Consider the following 20,624-nt stretch of genomic DNA (forward strand, 5'->3'; position numbering starts at 1 on the left):
AGAAAATATTAGCACATTAGGATACGATAAAATAGCGACTCGTGTGCCCGGGGTAACAGCGGCATGTCTCTGAGACATTTAAATCAAATCTAACCGACTGGAAGCCGTTGGGATAACCCCCTCCTTATGGGATGGCGTGTGCCATGAGCCAAGAAGGAGAAGGGATGCAACAGGATTCGGGGGGTCGTCACTATGCGGCATGCACCAACCGAGGCGTCGCGTGCGCTCTGGAAGCGAAGCGTAGAGCCGCTACGGCTTCCTGTGGGAGCAGTTTGCGTGTTTCTCGCAACTGCTGATTTCCTCCTTGGACAGACAATACTTCTTGCGTCAATTGAGCTCTACCATAGGGCCTTCGGCGTGAGGCCGCCAGATATCTGGGATTCGATCTGCCTAAGTGTTACCGCCGGTCTGTTGCTGGTCGCATTCATGACCGCCAGGGGCGCCTACACGGTTAGTGGCATCCTGGACGATCACTGCAGGATCAAAACACTCTTCAGCGGCTGGCTGTTTGTTTTCTTTTCAATTCTCTGGCTCGCCTTTCTCACGAAGACGACGTCGACGTTCTCGCGCGGCTCCTTGACGCTGGCGTTTGCGGTCGGATTCCCAATCCTGCTGCCTGGCCACGCGGTTCTAGCGCGTGGGCTGAAACGGCTTCTGGCGGCTGAGAAACTCGTGTTGCGCACAGTTTATCTGTTTTACTCTGGCGTTCCTGGAAAGGAACAGGGGATAATCAACAAGCTTGGGCAACAGGGCATCGCGGTTTGTGGTGTTTCGAACATCGAGAACGATGATGGCACGATCGCAGCACGATCGGTGCATGCCGCCGCCGCAGCTGCACAGGCTGCGTTCCGTAATGGCTCGTATGGGGCAGTTTATCTCTTTTGCTCTTGGGACCAGCGGAAGTTGATCGAACGCATCCTGGAGGAAATGTCCCGCCTCCCCCTGCCGATCTATCTTTTCGCCGACGCCTACATAGATAGAATTCTGGCTGGATGCCCGCTGCACACCGGCTGGCAGCGGGCCTTCGAAGTCCAGCGTGTGCCTTTGAGGCCTGCCGAACGCCTGCTGAAGCGGTTGTTCGACATTGCTGTTGCATCCCTGCTCCTGCTGTTCCTGTGTCCGTTGATGGCCTTGGCCGCATGTGCCATAGCGCTCGAGAACGGTCGCCCTGTGGTGTTCCGGCAGATGCGACGAGGTTTTGGTGGTAAGCCGTTCAATATTTACAAATTCCGATCGATGACGGTGCAGGAGAACGGTACACAAATTCGCCAGGCTCAGCGTAATGATGCGCGGGTTACCCGACTTGGCCGAATATTGCGCCGGTCAAACATCGACGAGCTGCCGCAATTATTCAACGTGCTTCGGGGGGAGATGTCCCTGGTTGGGCCCCGACCTCACGCCGTCGCTCATGACGATACCTATAGTGTGATCATTGCGAGCTATGCTTATCGCCATCATGTAAAACCCGGTTTGACAGGCTGGGCTCAGATCAATGGCTTTCGAGGGGAAACGAAGGAACTCTGGAGGATGGAAAAACGCGTTGAGCACGACCTCTGGTATATAAAATCCTGGAGCATGCTTCTCGACGTTAAGATAATTTGGAAAACTGCTCTACTGATCTTTTCGGATCGTAATGTCTATTGATGTATAGCAGCTTCTCAGGAAGCTAAATGGATTTATGTAGTCCATCCTCCGACCGATTGAACGGATAATTTTGATTCTGATGCTTCGGGCGATCCCGCCGCCAGCGAGTACATCGAGCCTCACAATCGGGTTCGCGCCGGTTCAGTCGCGGACAGTGGCGCATCTCGCAGGCTAAATTTAGCTCAATGCGAGAATCAACGCGACGCGGGGAGATGGTCGGAGCAACCATGACGGAACCTCAGCAAAAAGCTGGGGGGCAGTCGGATCTTGCCATTCAACGGTTCGGGACGGACCACGGGCTCATTGTGGCGAACGGAAAGCAGGCTTGCTGGCGGCGCAGCCGTCTTCAACAAGAGAAATTGTGCAGTCCTATGAGCTTCCGCTCGACGGCATCCGGCTCTTGATTTCCTTTAGAATGTTGGTTGCGCGTGCGATGCGGCTGTACTTGGCCAGAAAGTCTGCCTTCGCCTGCTGACCAATCTGATCCCGAAGCGCCTTGTTTTCGCGCAGGCGCTGAAGAGCTTTGACCCAGTCGGACGGGTTGTCTGGCGACACCAGAACGCTGTTGACGCTATCCCTCAAAACTTCTCGGATAACTGACAGGTCGGAGGACACTATGGGTTTGCCATGCGCCATATATTCGAAGAGCTTGCGCGGCGACATCCCCTCGGCGATATTTCGACCGCCGCCCTCGCCCTCTACATCTCTAAGATAGGGCGCGAGTACAACGTCCATTTCGGCCAAGTAGGCACATGTCGTGGCGTGAGGAACGTAGCCGTGAAACACTGTGTTCGGGCATTTGGCCAGCTTCGATGTCCAATACTCTATATCGCCTGGTGTTCCCCCGACGATGTGAAATGTCGCCCAGCCGCATCGAGGCGCGATAGCGCTTATTATCTCCATGCCTTTTCCCTTATACAGATGTCCGACATAACCAACCTTGAACGTGCCGCTGAGGCTGCATGGCTCGACATTCGGCGCCATTGGGCGCGATGAGAAGTTTTCCTGCATGTTGAGGAAAGAGGCGGATGCCGTCGTCCCGCAGACGTTGCGACGTGACGACCAGCATACGGAATGCCTCTAGGCCTATCACTTTGGCAAGGCGCTGACGCTGACGTCTGCTCAAACTGCCAATCGGGTCGTGAAGCTCAAAAACGGTCGTGAACCCGAAAAGTCCGGCAGAAACAAGCGCTACAGTAGCCGAGCGTGTAAAAGACGACATGCGGCCGCAGCCAGACCGCAGCAAGCAGCGCCAACACAGCAAAAAAAGCTCCCGGCCGGGCACAGGCCAAAAGGGTACAGGGAGAACGCGGAATGGGAACTCGGTACCGAATCCGTATCGCGCGCGATCTTTTCATAATGATCCCGTGTATTCATGGAGGCGCGTGGAAGCGCTAGTAGGACCTCCGCTCCGGCAACCCGAAATGATGGCACATCTTTGCGACTTGTACCGCATTGGCGGCCGGCGCCGGGACGTGCGCAGAATGTATATAGAGTAGCCGCATCCACAAAGCCTATCTTTCACGCGTCGCCGCTGGTCTAGTTCTTCGTCTCTGAGCCGCAAGTTCGGAGACCACGGGCTGGGCAGGACGCACCCAAGTCGAACGACAAAAGCGCCCTCCGCCCCGGTGGCTCCATGGGTTGCGATAGTACCACTCTCCGGTTGCCTTACCAAAATCGAGCGTCGCCCTTTTCGCGAACTGAGGGCAGGCCCAGCGACAGCACACGCCGCCCTTCACGGATAGGTTCTGACCACAGCCGTCATCAAAGCCCCAGCCAGCCAGCAATAATGTTGCGCTGTATCTCCGAAGTTCCGGAATAGAGTTTGCTGCCGATGGCATCACGCACGGCACGTTCGACGTCGAATTCGCTCAAGAAACCATAGCCGCCGAAGACCTGGACGACATCGAGCGTGGTGCGAACTAGCGATTCGCTCACAAAGAGCTTCGAAACGGCGGCGTCGAGGGATATGGACTCGGAGCGCTCAAGGCCCCACGCCGCCTTGTAGACGAGCAGTCGGGCCGCCTCCACCTGCATCTTCATGTCGGCAATCTTATGGGCGACCGCCTGGTGCTTGGAGATGGCCTGGCCGGACTGACGTCTGGTGCGCGTATAGGCCACTGCCTTTTCCAGAAGCCGCTCCATGGTGCCTACATGACTGGCGAATAGGCACGCCCGCTCCCAGTCCATGCTATGAACGAACAGCCTGGAGCCGCCGCCCACTCCACCGAGAACAGCGTCCTTCGAAACAAATACGTCCTCGAAGACAAGCTCCCCGATCGGAGACGTCCGCAGTCCCATTTTTTCGAACTCTTGCGCGACCCGATAGCCGGGCAGCGCGCGGTCCACGAGGAAGCTCGTGATGCCGCCGAAATACCCCTTGGCGCGGTCAGTGACTGCAAAGACGACGGCAACATCTGCCACCGGCCCGTTGCTCACGAAGGTCTTCGTGCCGTTGATTAGAAAGCCGTCGCCATGAGGCTCCGCCCGGGTTTGCATCGCAAATGCATCGGAGCCCGACCCCGGTTCGCTCATCGCATTGGCTGCGATCAAAGTGCCATCACAGAGCCCCGGAAGATATCGATTCTTCTGCTCGTCAGTGCCGAACTTCCAAATCGGCACCACGCAGGCCAGAAGGTGGGCGCAGATCGAGAAGACCAAGCCGGAATCCTCGCAGCCGTAGCCAAGCGCCTCGATTGCAATGGCCGTGGACAGGGAATCGAGACCGGGTCCCCCGTAGGCCTGGGGGACTGGCAGGCCGGTCAGGCCCATCTGCGCACAAGCCCCCCACAACTCGCGCTGGAATACTTGGTCTCGGTCGCGCTGCCTGATATCTTTATTGAGCTTATCTTGCGCGAAGCGAAGGATCTGGCCGCGCAGGATACGCTGCTCCTCGTTCAGCGCGAAATCCACTACTCCATCCTCATCAGATGCTGGTAGTCGATTTTATCTGTCGATGTCTTCGGAAGTAACTTCTGATGCGAGAACCAGTCCGGGGCCATGTAGGCCGGCAAGTTGTAGGCGCAGAACCGCTTCAGTTCGATGAGCGACAGCGCATGGCCGTCGCGCGAGGCATAGAACACCTTAATGGAGACGCCCGACTCCTCCGAGCGAGCGATCGCCGCCACCTCGGAGATCGCTGGATGGCGATAGAGCGCCGTCTCGATCTCGCCGAGTTCGATCCGATATCCCCGCCTCTTCACCATCCTGTCGCGTCGACCGCGGAAGGTGTAGACTCCGCCATCGCCTTCGATCACTACATCGCCGGTACGGTACCAGCGACCGCTTGAATCGACGTGAAAAGCGGCGCTTGTTCGCTCAGGCATGTTCCAATAGCCCAGCATCACGGGAGCACCGCTGATTGCGAGCTCGCCTTCCTGGCCTCGCGGCACGTTGCGGCCATTCGCATCGATCACGCGTGCCTTAACATGCGAGCAGGCGCGCCCGATCGGAAACGGCGCCGTGCGGTCTTCGGCGATCGTCTGCGGGATTTCGTAGTAGGTACAGACGTTGGTTTCGGTTGGGCCATAAAGATTCAGGTAACGTGCGCGTGGGACCACAGCCTTCAGCCTGCGCAGATGCTTGACCGGAAAAACTTCGCCGGCAAATAGAATGAACCGAAGAGCGTGGTCGTCGCGAGCATCAAGGCCGCCGTGCTCGACCAGAAGCGTGAGTACGGAGGGCGTGGAATACCAGACGGTCAACCGCCGCTCGGCGATAACCGACGCCATCCGGGTCGGATTCTTGCCGAGATCCTCACCGATGAGGAATACGGTCGCGCCGTGCTTCAGCGGTACGAAGATGTCGAGGATAGACAGGTCGAAGTGGAAAGGCGCATGGGAGGAGAAGCGGTCATTCTCGTCAGGGGCGAGGATCTCGGAGCACCAATCCACGTAGCTCGAGCCATTACGATGCGTCAGCATCACGCCCTTCGGCTGGCCGGTCGAGCCCGAAGTGTAAAGCACGTAAGCGAGGTTGTCCGGCCCCGGCCGCGCCGATTCGTCCTCCACCGCCAAGCCGCCGGCCTCTACGCGAGCCAGGTACGTCGCGAGCGGCGAGGGACCGTCGGACCAGTCGAGCGGTAAGAGACAAGGTTCCGCCGCCAAGCGCGCCAACTCACAGCGCAAAGTTTCGGCTCGGGAAGCCTCCACGAAAATCGCGCGCACGCCGCAGTCGGTAAATATGAACGCGTTACGCGCAGGCGGTGCCAGAGAGTCGACGGGCACATAGGCCGCGCCCACCTTCAAGATGCCGAACAGAACAGCGAGCGAGGCGATCGATTTTGGAAGGCAAATGCCGACGCGGTCCGCCGGCCGGACGCCGATCCGACGCAGATGGTCGCGGACTTGGTCCGACAGCGCGTCGAGCTCGCCGTAGGTGATCTGCCGCCCAGAGCTCGCCTCGACGGCGGCGCACGTCTGGGGATACCGCCTCGCGCTCTGTTCCAGGTACTCGTGCAAGATAGCGACCGGCATGACGGGCTCTACGTGCACGCCTGCTTCGATTGCACGAAATTGGCAATATGGGCGATGGAGTTCAGGTTCTCCGGCACGAGTTCGTCGGGGGCGATTTCGATGCCGCAGGACTTTTCCAGGTAGGCAACGAGCTTAAGCGTCGCCAGCGAGTCGAGAATGCCGCCAGTTATCAGCTCCGTTGAATCCGTCAGATTCTCCGGCATTTCACCAGGCAGGAATTCCTTCAATATGAAATCCCTGGCCATCGTCCTGATCTGGATTGCGTTCATTGTTCCTCCTTGTGCGGAGCAACCGCAAGGTTCAGGGGAATTAGATCCCTGTGTTGCTGCAGCACCTCGTAAAGCTTGTCGGCGATGAGCCGATGGCCGGCGGCGTTTGGGTGATCGTCCCAAGGTGCTACAAGAAGGGTCCGCCAGTCGTGCCCGTCATACACGTTGGAAAGATCGAGAACGTTGAATCCAGCCTCGGCAGCGAGGCGCCTCTCCAGCTCGGGACTGGTCCTCTCGTCTGGTCTGGGTAGATAGATCCAAAAGACCCCGACACCTTCTCGCTTCGCAGCTTCCACGATTCGAGAATAGATTGCACGCAGAAGTCTCTCTCCGTAGGGCGTGAGCTTTCTTTGAAGCACCTCGCGGTCGGCGCTGGGATCGATCCCGCTCTCGCGTACAATGTCGCTCACGAAGTCGTAGCGATATGCGGAGCCATTCTGGATTGCTGTCGCGAGACGCTTTAGCATTCGTGGAATAAGCGCGGTGTGCTCGAAGTAAAAAATGTACTGTGGTTTGAATGCGAGCACCCGATCCTCGGTGATGGCCAGAACGTCCAGAGGAACATAGCCCCCGACGGCGAAGTTCAGCACCTCGTAATCTCGGTACCCGCTGTCGGCCGCCTGTTCATTCAGCCGCCGCTCCAACAGGCCCTCGAAAATCTCTTCATCCGCGACGCCCTCGCCGAAGACGTGCGAAGAGCCGACGATTGCAATTCGTAGGGTGCCGGGATAAGGAATCTTCTCGTAGTCCTGATCTCGCATGCCCCAGCGGTTGATATGGACCCGATTTCCCTTATAGTCTGCTTGGGAGAGTGGACGCAGATAGATCGTGGGAAGCGCACCCGTAAACTCAATCAGCGGCGTCTTGTGTAAATTGACCCATCCCTCGTCTCGTCGTTGGCCGTAGACAATCCACAGTTCTGGGTTAAAAGCGCTGACATTGACGAGGTTCTCGTAGTAGCCGCGCTCCAGGTTCTCGTTGTCGCGGCTATTGAGGTTCGGCGCTCTAATGTCGGCCATTGCGGTACTCACAGTCTCGCCGAGGCGATCGCGAAACCCGGGGAGCGAGATGCAAACCGCGATCAACCCGCAGACACCGACCGACGCAACCGACCGCCGAAAACTGTATTGGCGGTCGGCGGCGCCCCGCGCGAGCGCAAGGGCAGGAATGCCAATGATAGCTGCTACCGTGAGCAGCACGAGGGCGGGCGTTGTTTTGCCAGGGCCTTCCACACCCACGGTTTCGAAGACCGAGAACCATTGCGGGACCGAGCTCGCGCTCCAAAACGACCAAAGGAGCGAGATGACGACGAACACGCCGATGGTCCGGCCAACAGTTTGCAGCGCACCGTTCCAGCTGAGTGCCCCGCCACGCAGGCGCCGCGTGCGACCGTGCCGCATTTCATAGTGGGCGTTGATCGTCACAAGCACGGCCAGGATCATCCAGAAGAGGAAGTCGTTCCAGGTGAATACCCAGGTGCCACGTAACCAGAACCACTGATAATTGTGCAGCAGCCAAGTCGCGAGGAACGCCAGGAGGGTCGCGCTCACCAGCGCTACGCTCTCTCCCCAGCGTCGAAAACGAAAATACATTGGATAGTATACAATTTTCATTATGAAGTCCTTCCAGTATATATTTATTCTACGCCAGAAATCTGTGAAACTTGAGGAAAGAAAGTACAGATTGTGGGTTTCTGGAAGATTGAATCCAAATAAATGCAAAATCCCGGTGATTATGTGAAAAGTTCCTGAAACCTTCAGATAAAGTAAAAATGGCCATATGATAAATTGCAAAAGTTCAATCTGATTCTTTACGTCCGCAGCATCGATCACAAACCGCTGGTACACGATACGGTAGCATATTAAATGGATAGCGCCGCGAAACATCCACTGAACACCTGTTTGATAGATATAATGCCGGTCAGCATTGTAGTAGCTGCTACGGAAAGTTCTAAAATCTACGACCGGAAAGAGCGGGAAGCACACGTTCGGCAACATGAAAAAATACGCGAGACGTTCCGAAACCGTCGCCATCCTCTGGTCACGCCGCATTTCGTACGCATAGACAATGAGACGGAACATGAACATTGAAGCGAGCACGGGCCAGACGGCGCGCGTCCACGGGATCGCAATCCAGTCCATTCGTGCGGCGGCGAGCCCGCAGCCGGCGCCAACCAGCGCCAGCACTCTCCATCCAAAAGCGATCGGTAGGTGGACAATTCCGATCAGTACGAGCCCAATGGCGACGATCCAGGCGGCATCGATGAGGCCCTCAAATCTCCAGTGGTGCCAGTTGGGCCCAAGGTTCGCGAAAACTGCGGCGATAGCCGCGAACGAGAGCAGCACGAAAAACGGCAGCCGGTAACGCTGTGGCAGGAAGTAGTGCACGCACCAGCCGGCGAGGGCAACGAGCAGGACGCGGACAAGCGCAGTAGTCTCGAGCCTGAGGAGATAGACCAGCGCGATGAAGAGGGCCATCTCGCCGGCTATGGCGAACCAAGCCAGGATGCTTCTCGACTCAGTCCCCGTAGGATCCGCCGACCAGGGAAGAGACAATGTCTTGATCGAATGCACGCTCGCGCGCCTCAACCAGCTGCCAGCGGACATCGACAAGAAGTAGCTTTGGGGCACGCGAAAGATCCGCAAGCTGCTGGTCCCCCTCCCATGGCTCCCATCCCTGACGGGTAAAGCGCCCGGTCCTTAGAGCGTTGCCTTGACTTCTTTGAACGAGTCCGGTTCCGCGCAAACGCAGAAGTACATAAGTGTATCAGAGAAAAATCGCTCCGCTGTGCCCGGGGTAACAGCGACCCGTCTCTAAGACGCTTAAATCCAACAAGCTAAATCTGACCGCTTGGAAGCCGATTCCGAATGGGATCGATCCGCGCCGCGAGCCGAACGCCGATGGCAGCCGACGCTCTATTTGCGTTGGCCATCTTAATCCGGAACGCTCGAGCAGATGGTCGACGAGTTCGCGGCACTTCCCGCCGAGGCAAAGGCGCAACTCACCATCCTGGGCGATGGCCAATGCCGCGCCACTCTCGAGGAACAGGCAGCCCGGTCGGGCCTTTCCAGCAGGGTCACTTTCGCTGGCGCGGTCGAAAATGTCTTTCCATTCCTGTGGGAGGCTGAATTCTATCTTTCGACCTCGGTGTCGGAAGGTATGTCAAACGCTCCTGCAAACAGCCTCTCTTCCTTGAAGATCGTTAAATACATGTCGGCCGGGGAGGCAATTGTTGCCTACGTGCTGGTGTGATACTTGACTTGACGGAACAACTTGGCCGTATAGCCGCCGTTGATAGCAACGGATCTGCTAAATGTTGATTGGCACACTAACTTTGCACACCGGTTACAACGAGGGGGCGCAGCTTCAGAGCCTCGCCCTCCAACGCTGCATTTCGTCTGGATAGCGGTGGTCCACGATCTCCGCTGGCTATGGGCCGGCGACAAACGCGCGCCAGCGAACGCTTGCCGCCTTCGCCGATGGACTGCTGCTCAGCCCCAAGAGGTTCTACTCGGAGGATAGGTCACCAACGTTTCGCTACGCAAGCGACCGCTATGATGCGGTTGTGGTGGGTAGCGATGAGCTTTGGAAGATCGACTAGGTCTCCCGTCTTGGTGGGCTGATCAAGCTTCAGACCAACCCACTGGCCAGAAGTGGCATGCTCCAAGGTAGCATATGCGGCGAGCACCGGCAGCAGCACCAAATGGACCGAAATGCCGCGCCGCAATCGATACTTAATGGCCAAATGCCTGAACGAATTTGTCGCGATCGGCGTGCGGGACGAGCGGACATCTGGCATCACAATTCTCCTACTGCTTGTCAGAGCGCATGCATGGGGCACTATTTGCTCTGCGGAACCGGTGCCCGTTAATTTGACTGGACAGCCGGCGACCTGCCATCGGCTTCCCCACTAAGAATGCAGCTTTGATGACGCTGATGGGCATTCCCTGTCAGTACGTGTCTATTCACCGCAAGGGTGCCAGGGACCATTTGCTGGACATGTGCGAAGACCTCGGAAAACTTATTCATGACTACATGAAGATAGACAACCGGTTCCGGAACTAGCTGAGATTGGCCGTACGTTTCTGGACATGGCCTTGCCTGTAGCCAAGTAAAATAACAACTAAAGATGTTAGAAAATGCCTCGAAAGCTGCGAATTCTCCTGTCTACTTAAGCGAATGTAATGATCTCCCTACGTATATGACGTTAGAAATTACCTACGTTACAACGGTGATTCGCTGCTGGCTCCGAATAAAGAGCGGCTATATTACCGAATAATCGTGGACGCTCACTCGATTTAGAAGGGCCTTTCTCTAAAGGACAGGAGGCCCGGTTTTGGCCAGGGAAAAATCAAGCGCCTTATGAATATCAAGCGCCTTATGAATGAGGTGTCCTCCTACGACACCTCGCTAGGGGCGTTTCCGCTTGAAATGGCTGTCGGCGCACCTGATGGAGTCGCTTGACCGGCGGGGTTCAAAGCGCCGTTCTGCCAGTTGGGGGGCCAGGCCCTCACACTCCTGGAAGGACTTCAGTGTCGTCGCTCGGTTAGATACTTTGACGAGCAATTAATAGATCGCACCACATTGCTGGAGTTGGTACGCTTAGCGCAGGGTGCGCCATCCCAATGCAACATGCAGGCGACAAGAGTATACCTCTACCAGGGCCGTCATCAAATCGATCAGATACTCGCCCTGCAGGGCGGGGCGCGAGGCTTTTCACAGTCCATATCAAACCTGGCCATTGTCACGTCAGACACAAGGGCCTGGCGAGGAAGCAATCAACGAAACCAGATTTATGTCGATGGTGCACTGTTCCTAATGCATTCCTGTTGGCCGCGGAGGCACTTCGGCTCGTGGCTTGCCCACTCAATCTTGCGGTCGATGGTCGAGTTGAACGGGAAATTCGTGACGTAGGTCGAATTCGAGCAGGCGAGAGATTGATTGCATGCGTCGCCCTTAGCCCTATGGCAGGTACTGCCATCAGATTTGCCAGGTCGCCGCGCAGGCCGATTGATGAGGTGGTCTCGTTTGTAACCGAGGAGTAAGTCTCCGCTGGCACTTGCAGAGCGATCGAACCAAGCTGGCTTCTCGGGGAAGGGACAATGTCTTGATCGACTGCCCGCTCGCGCGCCTCAACCAGCTGCCGCCGCACATCGACAATAAGTAACGTGGAGCACGCGAAAAATCCGCAAGCTGCGGGTCTGCCCTTAAAGCATTGCCTCCAATACTTTTTTGAACGGGTCCGGTTCCGATCCGATTTCGCGCAAACGCGGTGAGGCAGAAGTATTGGTACAAGATATACCACAAAATAATCACTCCGCTGTGCCCGGGGTAACAGCGGCAGTTCTCTGAGACGTTTACATCCAACAAGTTAGATCTGATCACTGGAAGCCGTTGGAATAACCCTCCTTACGGACTGCAAGTGCCATGGCCCAAGAAGGAAGGGCACACTTAGGATTCGGGGTTCATCTCCATACGGCATGCACCCACCGGGGGCGTGGCATGTCACTCCAATGCAGTAGCACCGATATCGGGACACATGGACCAAAAGCGCGGCTGGGCGTGGGAACGCACCCAACGGATAAATTCAGCGCGATCGGTGCGGCGATATGAAAGTACAGGATGCGGAAGGCAAGATTGACGTGGGGCGTCGACTGCGTATCGCTCATGTCATCACCCGTCTCATCAATGGCGGTGCTGATGAGAATACTGTCCATTCCTGCAATTGGGCCGCGCAAGGGGGGCATGATGTTGCCCTGCTACATGGCGAGACGGTCCTGCCGGAAATCATAGCTAAAGTGGACCCGCGGGTGGAACTCATTGGCGTCCCGGGCCTGACTCGGTCCATTTCGCCTGTCTCCGACATGCGGGCATTGCTGGCGCTCACCCGGAGATTCCGCGCCTTGAATGCCGACATCGTGCATACGCACACCAGCAAGGCAGGCATTCTCGGGCGGCTCGCCGCATGGGCGGCGGGAGTTCCAGCGATCGTTCATGGCGTGCATATCGTGCCTTTTGTCAATGTCGGCGTCGCCGAGCGGTTTACTTATCTCGCCTTGGAAAAGCTGGCAGCGCCAGTCACCAGTGCGTTCATCAGTGTGAGCGAGGGCATCCGCGACTTATGCTTGAGCGCGGGAGTGGGACATCCAGACAAACATTATGTCGTCCATTCCGGATTCGATCTCGATCGTTTTCGCAACGCCGGTCCGCCCGACGGTTGGCGCGATTTGTTGCGCTTGACCCCGGACGCGCCGCGCCCGTCCGTGCTCTTGATGATCGCGGCTTTCGAGCCACGCAAGCGACACACGGAATTTCTGGACGCTTTCAACAAAGTCGCCGTCCGGTTACCCGACGCGGTGCTTGTGCTCGCGGGCGACGGGCCGCTTCGCTCGACCGTGGAATCGCGGGCCAAGCAGCTTGGGCTCGAGCGACAAGTGGTCTTTACCGGTTATCGGGACGACCCCGAGCGGCTGATCGCGCTCGCGGATCTCTGCCTGCTCTGTTCCATGCGGGAGGGATTGCCCCGCGTGGTCATGCAATATCTCGCCGGTGGCAAGCCCTGCGTCGCTTGCGATCTGCCAGGTCTTCGCGAAGTGCTCCGCCCTGGTATCAACGGTGTGATTACACCCGCGGATGATTTGGCAGCGATGGCCGACGCCATTGCCGCCCTCCTGGAGGATCGTGGAAGACTGGCCTGCCTCGCCCAAGGTGCCGCCGCGGCGACGGATCTTTCGAACTGGGACGTCAAGCTGATGGGCAAGCGGACCGATGCCATTTACCGCGAGGCTCTTGACCAGCATCGGGCAAGCACGGGAGTATCAACAACACCTCCTGTCCGAAAATGGGCGCTTCCGCGATGAACGGGTGCAGCCTATGCGTTTGACGGTGATCGGGCAGCTTGCCGGATTGGTTAGCGGTGCAAACTTTGCCGATTTCGGGGATGAGGTGGAGTGCGTCGATCTGGACGACAAGGGGATCGATGCGCTGAAAGGCAGTGAGATGCCAAAGAGGCATCTTCTTTTTTGCACATGGGACGGGGTTGTAATCTTGGTGGCCGCCTTGGCTCCAGGAACGCTATCCGGCGGATTGATATGATTGCAGCAGAAGTTGCCTCCGCTTATCCGATGAAGACCCCGCGAGCCGAAGCTCTTCCCGGCATACGTGTTCTGCTCGTGCTCCCAACCTATTTTCCTGAGTCATATGGCGGCGGCGAACAACAGGCGCGGCGATTTGCTCGGGCGCTGGTTGAAAGCGGCGTTTCCGCAACCATTTTGGCACCCAGACTGTCGCACTCGACCCCGAAACGGTCCGCCATCGACGGGGTGCCTGTCCATCGCCTTCGTTTGCGCGCGGCTCCGTATTTGGGCGGGCGGCATATGCTGTCGTTCCTGTCGTGGTGTGTCCAGGTTTTGATCTGGATGCTGCGCCGTCGCGACGAATTCGATGTCGTACATATCATCCATGCCCGACTTCACGCTGTTCCGGCGGCATTGGCAGGAGCCCTCCTGCGCAAACCGGTTCTCGCAAAATTGGGCCGGGGCGGACGGTGTTTCGATCTCGACGTTGTGCGCGAAAAGAAAATCATCGGTCGCTGGGCGTCCGCCTTGATTAAACGTCACGTCACGGCCTTCATCGCCAATAGCCGCCAAATCGCTGGTGATCTGGAGAGACACGGCATCGGCGCGGATCGCATTCATATGATTCCGAATGGGATCGATCTGTCCCGCAAGCCGCGCCGCGAGCCGAGCGCCGATGGCAGTCAACGCTTTATCTGCCTTGGCCGTCTCGATCCGGAAAAATGCCTCGAGCACATGATCGATGCGTTCGCGGCACTTCCCGCCGACGCAAAGGCGCAACTCACCATCTTGGGCGATGGCCAGTGCCGCGCCACCCTCGAGGAGCAGGCGGCCCGGTTGGGCCTTTCCAGCAGGGTCACTTTCGCCGGCGCGGTCGAAGATGTGTTTCCCTTTCTGTGGGAGGCTGATTTCTATCTTTCCACCTCGGCGTCGGAAGGCATGTCAAACGCCCTGCTCGAGGCCATGAGCTGCGGCGTGGTCCCAATCATCACCGATGTCAGCGGTGCGTCCGACATTGTGGAACATGAGCGCAGCGGTTTTCTGGCCCGCTCGCATGCCGAGTTTTCCGGGGTTCTTCGTCGCGCGCTCGGCCTATCAGAAGCCGAGCGCTATGAGATGGCGCAGCACGCAGTACAGACAATCGCCGCGCGGTTCAGCATGGAGAGCGTCGCCCTGCTCCAAATGGAGCTATACTCCACTCTCATGCGGCAGCATGTGACGTCTGAGAGCAACATGCTCGGTACAAAGAGGAGATTCGTCTGGTAGCTGCTTTTGCCAGGCGAGGATCTAATGCACAGACGCTCATATTTGGCCAGTGGACGGAAAGCAGAAAGGGCGGTTTACTCCGTCCTAGTGCGGCGTCGCTTGAATGTTGCCGGTGGCGAGCTGGTCGAGGCGGCTCCCGGCAGAAATGCAGTCAAGCAGAGGCTCTTCGTACGGAAGGAGGATGTATTGGCGACAACCTTCATCAAGCTGGAATGGCGCGGTCATCGATGACGCCAACAGGATTATGTTCATGGCTGAATCAGCAAACGATGGCGGAGACGCTACCGGTGACCCAAACGGCGCATCTTGCATGGTAAACACTGAGGACAGCAACTCGACAACTAAACCGCGCAAACTGACAGAGCGCATGCTGAAGGGCGCTGCTTGGTCCGGCGTAACCTCGATCGTGCGCCTGGGACTGAAATTCATTTCGGTTGCGATATTGGCGCGGCTGCTTTCGCCGCGGGATTACGGCGTCGTCGGCGGCGCACTCATCGCCGTGGAGCTTGCGGCGATGCTCTATGGTTTGGGCCTGGCCCAGGCGCTCATCCAGCGCAAGGTCGTCGAGCGAGATCACATAGCAACTGCGCTCGGTGTCTCTCTTACTCTATCTTGCGTGATCGGTGCCGCCTTGTGGCTCGCAGCGCCGTTTGTCGCAGCATTGATGCGTATCGAAGCTCTAACCGATGTCGTGAAACTGCTCGCATTCACGACTCCGCTGGGTGCCTTCAACTTGATCTGCGAGGCGCTCCTTGTGCGCAATATGAGGATAAGGGCGGTTTCTCTCCGCCCGCTCTTCAGCTTCTCCGTAGCGGTCTTCGTCGTTGCTCTTCCCATGGCGTTCGCCGGATTCGGCTATTGGTCGCTCGTCGCCATGCAGATTGCAGAAGTGTCTTTTGGTGCGCTTGCCTTCGGAGTTGCTGCTCGCAAGCTTCTCGTGCTGCCCGGCTTTTCAGCTCGAGCGTTTCGCGAATTGTGGCCGATGAGCCTTGGGTTCTCGCTCACGCGGCCCTTCGGATACCTGGTGAACAATACCCCCAAGTTTCTTATCGCACGGCTCATGGGCGCCGAGGCGCTCGGTCTTTTCACGCGCGCGGCTTTCCTCAGCGAGAATGCAGGGCATCTCTTCAACGACATCGTCCGAATTGTTGCATTTCCTGCCATGGCTCAGCTTCAGAATGACCGAGAACGCCTGCGCAGCGGATTCTTGAAGGGCCTATCTTTAACGGCTCTGGCCACCATCCCGACCAGTGCATTTTCTATCGTTTTCGCGCAAGAGCTTGTCGATATTATGCTTGGTCCACGATGGGACGAGGCCGTCTTGCCCTTTGCCCTTCTTGCGAGCAGCCTATATTTTCGGCTTGGTAACAGGGTTAGTTACGCAGTCCTTCAGGCGCTGGGGCAGCCCTATCGCATCATCAAGAATAACTGCGCTGTCGTTGCTATACTCGCACTCGGCATCCTGACGACTTCCGATCATGGCCTCGCCAGCATTTGCACGGTGGTGCTACTGGCTTTCGGCGCTGCTTTTGTGATCACCGTCCGACTCGTCTCCAGAGTTATGGAAATGAGTATCGGTGCTATTCTAAGGACTCACGTTATGCCAATGTCTCTCGCCTTGGTGGTTGTTGCCATCGGCGTAGGTACAAAGGCTATGCTTGTTGGGCAGTCGAGCATTGTCATTGTCGCAATCGGCGCTCTTGCTGTTGTGAACTCAGTGCTCGCGCTACTCTACTTCTTGCCAGAGAAAACTTTGGTGTGGTTTGATGTAGAAGGAGTTCGAACGCTGCCGTCGCTAAGGTTTGCTTTTCGCCAATTGGCTCGTTATTACATGTGATCGGGACTAATATGAGACCTCGTGTTCTTCTTATAACGCGTCTTCATACGCAAAATGCGGGCAATGAGGGACTCTCTACAGAGTTCATACGGTACGTAACATCCCGTTTTCCTGCTGCGGATGTTCGAGCTATTGATCGTTACCCACGCTTTTTCGAACAATTTGATCTGAGGGGCATCGGTGGAGGTTCGATCAAGGAGTTTGACGCACTAGCTCACGCGCTGACATTGCGATTTCGCAGGGAGGACGCGCCTTTGCCAGCGAAAGCTGAGTTAAATTTGGTCAAGCTTGACGAGACGGGAAAGGAGCTTCGTGGTCCCTTCCGAAGAGTAAAGCATAAGCTGGCATTGCGTAGGAAATTGGCCGGCATGGGACTAATCGAGAGATCAGTTCCTGTAACCGCTGTGACAGCTTGTTGTACTTCTGATTTAGTCGTTTGGAATCCCGCAGGGGAAATTTGTCCAACCGGCGATCCTCATCAAGTGATGCGGTTGCTTCTGTTGCTTCGAATCGCTCAGTTAAGCGGAAAGAAGACTGTCGCAATCAACCACAGCCTCGAGATCGGGAACAATGCTCTCGGTGCCTTGATTGCTCACGTATACAAGAACCTGTGCTATTTGAGCGTGCGCGACGCAAAATCGGTTGAAGTTGCGATAGATCTTGGCGTGCGCAATTCGATTATTCATGAGGCACCGGATATGGTGTTTCTGGCCTCACAGATATCGGTGCCGGAGGCTGCAAGCGCCATACCCCGCGGGGCGATCGGGCTTGCAGTTAATGGCTTGGGGGCTATGCAGGGCGTGGATGAATGGGCGCGTCTGGCAGAAGGTCTGAATAAGGTCGGGCGTCCCATCGTTCTTGTGTCGAATGCAATCCATCGCGATTTGGCTTTCGCCAGACGCTTGAGTCGGATGATCGATAAATCCACGGTCATCAACTACCAGCCTCGATATCAGCAGCTTCGGTCCATATACCGAAAATGCGATGCCGTCATCAGCAGCCGCCTGCATGCTTCGATTTTGGCGCTTTGCGAGGGTGTCCCGGTCGTTAGCATCGAACCGTCGGTCTTCAAACTATCAGCGATCTTTCGCCAATTGGATTATCCGCTCGAAACTGAAAGATTGCAGCAGGCTGGTTGGTCTGATCGGGTCCTTGCCAAGCTAGCACGGTGCCTATCGGAGGAGCGATCTTCGATTTCATCGGCTGGTGCAAACGCAATTTCCCAACAGCTGAGAAGGATAGAAGTGGCGTACGCACCGTTGTTTGCGCTTGCATAGGTTGGGCGCGTGTCCACCTGTTGTCGGGCACCTATGCAGGTGATCGGCGAGAAGACCTGAGTAAGCGCTCTTTTGCCTCGGCGCCGGCGTCTTGAAGTTGGATCGGAGCTGGTGTCAGCCCGCGAGTTTATTGTCGAGACGCGAGGTGGCCAGAGGTTGACGAACTTGGTGAGTACGTCGGCGAGGCAGGCTCGTGGATCGCCGCCTTCCAATTTCCAGGTTTCGATCAGCGACGCGATGCGGGCTCTCCGATACAATCCGCAGTTTCGCTCCAATCGACCAACGGCGACGGCATCCAGTCTCGACCTCCAGCCGCCCAGCATGCTCACTTTGCGTTCTCTAAACTCAGCTCGGCGATGACAAGGCGCCCTCACCGTGCGAATACAAAGATCTTCCTCTCAGCTTCTCGATGTGACTCTGAGATGCCACCACCACCTGCTCGCAGGCTCGGCAGGGCATATTTGGGACGGCGCGTCACCATCACCCGGTACTGCGCCGGGATCACCTCGAGCCCCTGCAAGGTTTCCTCGCCGATCACATGCCTACTTAAGGCGTTGCGCACGGTCGTTTCCAATCCTGTGTGACAGGAAAAACCAAGTTAGAAAACACCTTTGAGGCGGTCACGCAGTGACTAGCACCAGTCTTTCCGAATCGCCTCGTTCGCGGGATCGGGAGACTTTTTACCGATGACATCGCGCAGTCGGGCGCAGGTCGCTTCTGTAATGAGAACAATATTCATCTTAATGCAATGTAGGCGAGTTGCAGCTCTGGTTTGTCACGGGTCTGAGTCGCGCGAGCGATAGAAGCTTTTCCGTTGGCATTCTTCTTGTTATAGTACTTTGCCGATGTGGTCATCCCGAATTCAAGCGCGTTGTATATTCAACATCGATCTTCGTCCTCTAAGATTGAAGGGGTCTTCTACGTGGTGATACCAATCATCTACTAATCAACCGTAAGCGGGGCGACGCAGTAAGACCACGGTCGACGAATAGGGTCGAAAGAGCCAGAAGTATCTATGATAGCGAGCCTTGAAACGCTCAAAGTCAGCAAGAAGGAGATACGGAAAACTTAGAACATGCCGGGTAAGCAGCCGGATCAGCTCCGGTAATGTATGCTGGCTCAGAAGATCGTCCAGATAGGTGCTGTCCGAAACGACGGCCTCTTGCAGGCAGGTGAAATCAGGAAAGAGGCGACGGATTTCGTCGGGGGCTGGCCGGTAGAGCGTATCGATGGGGTCGAGGTGATAGGGGTAGCTGTACGGGCCGGTGACCAGCAGGAGACCCTCAGGCTCCACGATACTGGCGCAGGCATCGGCAAATGCGCCCGGATCAACCAGATGCTCGAGCAGGTTGCAGCACATGACGAGCCTGGGATGGAGCGCCCTCAGTTGCTCCTGGAAGGCCAGATCCAGTACATCTCCAACCAAGTCCACTCCCTCCTCTTCCTTCATATCGATATTGAGGATACGTACCCCGCGCTCGCGAAGCGGCCGAAACACGAGTAGGTCGACGTGGGGCTGTTCCACCGTCCGGAAGTGGGCGGTCGAGGAGCCGATATTCAGGCAGGGATTCATTGCTTCGCTCGGAAGCGAAGCCAAGATCGTCTGAACGTGCTTGGCTTCATTCGGACGCATCGGCGAGCATTCCCCATCCGCTAGTTACAGTGTGCGAGGGCCTGTCGCCACAGGCCCGCATCGTTAGCACCGTTCGCCTCGTCGTTTGCTCCACCCTCTGCGAATTCAGGGGCCCGGGCCGCTCCACCGAACCTCGTACAGGGTCTCCATGACACCGGAGCCGTACCTGTTGAAGTCCTTCAGGTCCTCGCTCGTCAGTCGCTCGATCGCAGCAGCATTAATGTTCTCGGCCAGGAGTGACGCCCAATAGCTTTTGTCCACTAAGCGCATGGTGCGACTGGCAGACGCCGCGGCTTCCTGGCCGGGCCCATAACCCTTCGGGTTGTGAATATAAGCGTCCTCACGCGGCCGCGGCAGCGCCAGGCGCCCGTACAGGCGATCCAGAAAGCGGAGAGGGTCGGCAACCATATCCTCGAACCTGACAAGCAGGTAGTTGTCTCTGGCAGCCTGTTCGGCAAGCATCTTGCCGGCAACCTGACTGTAGACTCGTCCCGCCATCATGGCCGGTACCCCTCGGCGGTTCCATGAATCGCAAAGGCCGTAGCCGTTCCTCACCAGCCCGACGAAGATCGTCTCTTCGAACTGCTTCTCGATTTCAGAGTTCAGGAAGATGTCGTACTCAGTCACCTTGAAGAGGACGTGGCGCGCGAGCGCGAGATCGAGCCCCCTTTCCTTCCGCAGCTGGTAGTCAGCGGCGATCGACGCTTGGACGCTTCTTTCCAGACGCTTCTGAAATCGCTTCGCGTAGAACACTGACCTGGAGGCAAGCTTGCCCGCCCGGACTCCCAGACGCCGATAGACCATTGGAGGAAGATTCCAGCCGCCGTTGTAGTAGAACTGCCAAAACTCATCGAAGGTCATGAGGACGCCGGGCGAAGAGCCGATCATATTCGCCAGAATGTTCGACCCGCCGCGGCCGAAGGAATTTATGACAATGGCTCGATCCATTCTGGGGTCCAGGGATTGCGGTTCGGTGCGCTATTGACCTGTCTGAGTGCATTGGGCGATAGTATTTCCTAACCCTCGCGTCGTAAAGGCTCGTGTCACTGTACCCGTAGCGCGCGTGTTTTGGTTGTCGACCATCGTCAGGAGCGCGCCCGCTTCATCGCCGCGTGCCGGACAGCACTGCAAGCGCTACTCGTACCAC

At 57.1% G+C, this 20,624-nt stretch carries 17 protein-coding genes and 1 pseudogene; 8 read left to right on the top strand and 10 right to left on the bottom strand.

The window, feature by feature from the left end:
• Positions 1–276: 276 nt before the first annotated feature.
• Positions 277–1,644 carry an exopolysaccharide biosynthesis polyprenyl glycosylphosphotransferase gene (locus IHQ72_RS27830; RefSeq protein WP_258118589.1) on the top strand — a complete coding sequence of 456 codons (1,368 nt, stop codon included), beginning with the start codon at positions 277–279 and terminating at the stop codon, positions 1,642–1,644.
• 369 nt (positions 1,645–2,013) lie between these two features.
• Here the strand turns inward: IHQ72_RS27830 and IHQ72_RS27835 are convergent, their stop codons facing one another.
• The 5 genes from IHQ72_RS27835 to IHQ72_RS27855 form a co-directional block, all read right to left on the bottom strand.
• Positions 2,014–2,547, bottom strand: coding sequence for a glycosyltransferase family 4 protein (locus IHQ72_RS27835; protein WP_258118591.1), 534 nt, complete (start codon positions 2,545–2,547; stop codon positions 2,014–2,016).
• Between the two features lie 861 nt (positions 2,548–3,408).
• On the bottom strand, positions 3,409–4,557 hold the full coding sequence (locus tag IHQ72_RS27840) for an acyl-CoA dehydrogenase family protein (protein ID WP_258118592.1): 1,149 nt from the start codon (positions 4,555–4,557) through the stop codon (positions 3,409–3,411).
• Positions 4,557–6,119: an amino acid adenylation domain-containing protein gene (locus IHQ72_RS27845; protein ID WP_258118593.1), complete on the bottom strand. Its 1,563-nt coding sequence runs from the start codon at positions 6,117–6,119 to the stop codon at positions 4,557–4,559. The genes IHQ72_RS27840 and IHQ72_RS27845 overlap by 1 nt, the downstream gene beginning before the upstream one ends.
• Before the next feature lie 8 nt (positions 6,120–6,127).
• On the bottom strand, positions 6,128–6,388 hold the full coding sequence (locus IHQ72_RS27850; RefSeq protein ID WP_258118594.1) for an acyl carrier protein: 261 nt from the start codon (positions 6,386–6,388) through the stop codon (positions 6,128–6,130).
• On the bottom strand, positions 6,385–8,961 hold the full coding sequence (locus IHQ72_RS27855; protein WP_258118595.1) for an SGNH/GDSL hydrolase family protein: 2,577 nt from the start codon (positions 8,959–8,961) through the stop codon (positions 6,385–6,387). The genes IHQ72_RS27850 and IHQ72_RS27855 overlap by 4 nt, the downstream gene beginning before the upstream one ends.
• 382 nt (positions 8,962–9,343) lie before the next feature.
• Here IHQ72_RS27855 and IHQ72_RS27860 point away from each other — a divergent pair, with 382 nt between their 5' ends.
• A complete protein-coding gene (locus IHQ72_RS27860) occupies positions 9,344–9,640 on the top strand; it encodes a glycosyltransferase (RefSeq protein ID WP_258118596.1) in 297 nt (98 codons plus the stop codon).
• A gap of 271 nt (positions 9,641–9,911) precedes the next feature.
• Here IHQ72_RS27860 and IHQ72_RS27865 read toward each other — a convergent pair whose 3' ends face one another.
• Positions 9,912–10,187, bottom strand: coding sequence for a hypothetical protein (locus IHQ72_RS27865; RefSeq protein WP_258118597.1), 276 nt, complete (start codon positions 10,185–10,187; stop codon positions 9,912–9,914).
• Between the two features lie 794 nt (positions 10,188–10,981).
• Here IHQ72_RS27865 and IHQ72_RS37210 point away from each other — a divergent pair.
• The 4 genes from IHQ72_RS37210 to IHQ72_RS27880 all read left to right on the top strand — a co-directional run bounded on the left by IHQ72_RS37210 (position 10,982) and on the right by IHQ72_RS27880 (position 14,730).
• Entirely contained in the window at positions 10,982–11,302 is a 321-nt protein-coding gene (locus tag IHQ72_RS37210) for a hypothetical protein (RefSeq protein ID WP_374120414.1), read from the top strand.
• A gap of 695 nt (positions 11,303–11,997) precedes the next feature.
• Positions 11,998–13,248 (top strand): glycosyltransferase, encoded by a 1,251-nt coding sequence (locus tag IHQ72_RS27870; RefSeq protein ID WP_258118598.1) that lies wholly within the window; start codon positions 11,998–12,000, stop codon positions 13,246–13,248.
• Positions 13,249–13,261: 13 nt separating this feature from the next.
• On the top strand, positions 13,262–13,483 hold the full coding sequence (locus tag IHQ72_RS27875; RefSeq protein WP_258118599.1) for a hypothetical protein: 222 nt from the start codon (positions 13,262–13,264) through the stop codon (positions 13,481–13,483).
• Positions 13,480–14,730, top strand: coding sequence for a glycosyltransferase (locus IHQ72_RS27880; RefSeq protein WP_258118600.1), 1,251 nt, complete (start codon positions 13,480–13,482; stop codon positions 14,728–14,730). Before IHQ72_RS27875 ends, IHQ72_RS27880 begins: the two co-directional genes overlap by 4 nt.
• Positions 14,731–14,814: 84 nt before the next feature.
• On the opposite strand, the gene IHQ72_RS27885 is transcribed toward IHQ72_RS27880, so the two are convergent.
• Entirely contained in the window at positions 14,815–14,955 is a 141-nt protein-coding gene (locus tag IHQ72_RS27885) for a hypothetical protein (RefSeq protein ID WP_258118601.1), read from the bottom strand.
• 25 nt (positions 14,956–14,980) lie between these two features.
• Between IHQ72_RS27885 and IHQ72_RS27890 the strand changes: the two genes are divergently transcribed.
• The gene (locus IHQ72_RS27890) at positions 14,981–16,567 is read left to right on the top strand and encodes a lipopolysaccharide biosynthesis protein (protein WP_258118602.1); all 1,587 of its coding nucleotides are present in this window, start codon (positions 14,981–14,983) and stop codon (positions 16,565–16,567) included.
• Between the two features lie 254 nt (positions 16,568–16,821).
• On the top strand, positions 16,822–17,844 hold the full coding sequence (locus IHQ72_RS27895) for a polysaccharide pyruvyl transferase family protein (protein ID WP_258118604.1): 1,023 nt from the start codon (positions 16,822–16,824) through the stop codon (positions 17,842–17,844).
• A 441-nt stretch (positions 17,845–18,285) separates the two neighbouring features.
• Here IHQ72_RS27895 and IHQ72_RS27900 read toward each other — a convergent pair.
• The 3 genes and pseudogenes from IHQ72_RS27900 to IHQ72_RS27910 all read right to left on the bottom strand — a co-directional run.
• Positions 18,286–18,385, bottom strand: a pseudogene (locus IHQ72_RS27900) (IS66 family transposase zinc-finger binding domain-containing protein); the annotation flags it as partial.
• Positions 18,386–18,790: 405 nt separating this feature from the next.
• The gene (locus tag IHQ72_RS27905; protein WP_258118605.1) at positions 18,791–19,477 is read right to left on the bottom strand and encodes a class I SAM-dependent methyltransferase; all 687 of its coding nucleotides are present in this window, start codon (positions 19,475–19,477) and stop codon (positions 18,791–18,793) included.
• Between the two features lie 105 nt (positions 19,478–19,582).
• On the bottom strand, positions 19,583–20,425 hold the full coding sequence (locus IHQ72_RS27910) for a sulfotransferase (RefSeq protein WP_258118607.1): 843 nt from the start codon (positions 20,423–20,425) through the stop codon (positions 19,583–19,585).
• Positions 20,426–20,624: the final 199 nt, after the last annotated feature.

This window comes from Mesorhizobium onobrychidis (genome assembly GCF_024707545.1).
Taxonomy (GTDB): domain Bacteria; phylum Pseudomonadota; class Alphaproteobacteria; order Rhizobiales; family Rhizobiaceae; genus Mesorhizobium; species Mesorhizobium onobrychidis.

What these genes read in the sequence shown, in the direction of transcription:
- IHQ72_RS27880 (WP_258118600.1), top strand. Translation starts at nt 13,480, where the DNA reads ATGATTGCAGCAGAAGTTGCCTCCGCTTATCCGATGAAGACCCCGCGA.
- IHQ72_RS27865 (WP_258118597.1), bottom strand. Translation starts at nt 10,187, where the DNA reads ATGCCAGATGTCCGCTCGTCCCGCACGCCGATCGCGACAAATTCGTTC.
- IHQ72_RS27850 (WP_258118594.1), bottom strand. Translation starts at nt 6,388, where the DNA reads ATGAACGCAATCCAGATCAGGACGATGGCCAGGGATTTCATATTGAAG.
- IHQ72_RS27890 (WP_258118602.1), top strand. Translation starts at nt 14,981, where the DNA reads ATGGCTGAATCAGCAAACGATGGCGGAGACGCTACCGGTGACCCAAAC.
- IHQ72_RS27845 (WP_258118593.1), bottom strand. Translation starts at nt 6,119, where the DNA reads ATGCCGGTCGCTATCTTGCACGAGTACCTGGAACAGAGCGCGAGGCGG.
- IHQ72_RS27905 (WP_258118605.1), bottom strand. Translation starts at nt 19,477, where the DNA reads ATGCGTCCGAATGAAGCCAAGCACGTTCAGACGATCTTGGCTTCGCTT.
- IHQ72_RS27835 (WP_258118591.1), bottom strand. Translation starts at nt 2,547, where the DNA reads ATGGAGATAATAAGCGCTATCGCGCCTCGATGCGGCTGGGCGACATTT.
- IHQ72_RS27885 (WP_258118601.1), bottom strand. Translation starts at nt 14,955, where the DNA reads ATGACCGCGCCATTCCAGCTTGATGAAGGTTGTCGCCAATACATCCTC.
- IHQ72_RS27875 (WP_258118599.1), top strand. Translation starts at nt 13,262, where the DNA reads ATGCGTTTGACGGTGATCGGGCAGCTTGCCGGATTGGTTAGCGGTGCA.
- IHQ72_RS27910 (WP_258118607.1), bottom strand. Translation starts at nt 20,425, where the DNA reads ATGGATCGAGCCATTGTCATAAATTCCTTCGGCCGCGGCGGGTCGAAC.
- IHQ72_RS27860 (WP_258118596.1), top strand. Translation starts at nt 9,344, where the DNA reads ATGGTCGACGAGTTCGCGGCACTTCCCGCCGAGGCAAAGGCGCAACTC.
- IHQ72_RS27870 (WP_258118598.1), top strand. Translation starts at nt 11,998, where the DNA reads ATGAAAGTACAGGATGCGGAAGGCAAGATTGACGTGGGGCGTCGACTG.